Annotated in this window: 1 protein-coding gene; it reads left to right on the top strand. The window is 64.2% G+C overall.

The features are described from left to right. Positions 1-135: 135 nt before the first annotated feature. A partial coding sequence (locus AC5Y49_RS24720) for an IS256 family transposase (protein WP_499892007.1) occupies positions 136-1,194 on the top strand: 1,059 nt, incomplete at its 3' end.

Genomic DNA, 1,194 nt, shown 5'->3' with positions numbered 1-1,194 from the left:
GAGCAATGATTGAAACCTGTGGATGAGCTTCGTTGAGGTGGCGTGAAAGTGGGCGCACCTTCCCGAGGATGATCTTCACGGAATCAGGTATTCGATCAAGACCGGCGTTGACGCGCTGGTTGGGAAGGTACGCCCTTGCTCACGGTAGTTCACGACACCGAATCAGCCAATGGCAGCAACGGAGGCGCTGGCCGGTCGCTGCTGGATGAGATCGTGCGCGACGGTGCTCGGCAGATGCTGGCCGCGGCGCTCAAGGCTGAGGTCGCCGCCTATGTCGAGCAGTTCGCCGACCAGCTCGACCAGAATGGACGCCGGCTGGTGGTGCGCAACGGCTATCAACGGCCCCGCGACGTGCTGACCGCGGCCGGCGCGGTCGAGGTCAGCGCCCCGCGGGTCAACGACAAACGTGTCGACCCCGAAACTGGTGAGCGGCAGCGGTTTTCCTCGGCGATCCTGCCGGCGTGGGCGCGCAAATCCCCGCAGATGGCCGAGGTGTTGCCGCTGCTGTACCTGCACGGGCTATCCAGCGGCGATTTCGGGCCAGCGCTTGAGCAGTTCCTGGGCTCGGGGGCGGGGTTGTCGGCGAGCACGATCACTCGGCTGACCGCGCAGTGGCAAGACGAAGCTGCGGCTTTCGGGCGCCGCGATTTGTCGGGCACCGATTATGTCTACCTGTGGGTCGACGGTATCCACCTCAAGGTGCGCTTGGAGCAGACCAAGCTGTGCCTGTTGGTGATGATCGGGGTCCGCGCTGACGGCCGCAAGGAACTCGTCGCGATCACCGACGGGTATCGCGAGTCGGCCGAGTCGTGGGCTGACCTGCTGCGCGACTGCCGCCGCCGCGGGATGACCGCCCCGGTGCTGGCCGTCGGCGATGGAGCCCTGGGCTTTTGGAAAGCCGTCCGCGAGGTCTTCCCCGCGACTCGCGAACAACGATGCTGGTTTCACAAACAGGCCAATGTCCTTGCTGCACTGCCGAAATCAGCACACCCAGCCGCGTCGGCGGCGATCAAGGACATCTACAACGCGGAGGATATCGACAAGGCCCAGGTCGCGGTCAAAGCGTTCGAGGTCGATTTCGGCGCGAAGTACCCCAAGGCGGTCGCCAAGATCGTCGACGACCTCGACGTGCTGCTGGAGTTCTACAAGTACCCAGCTCAGCATTGGATTCACCTGCGCACGACGAACCCGATT

Source organism: Mycobacterium sp. NGS62 (genome assembly GCF_059812285.1).
This window is presented reverse-complemented; position numbering and strand designations above follow the sequence as displayed.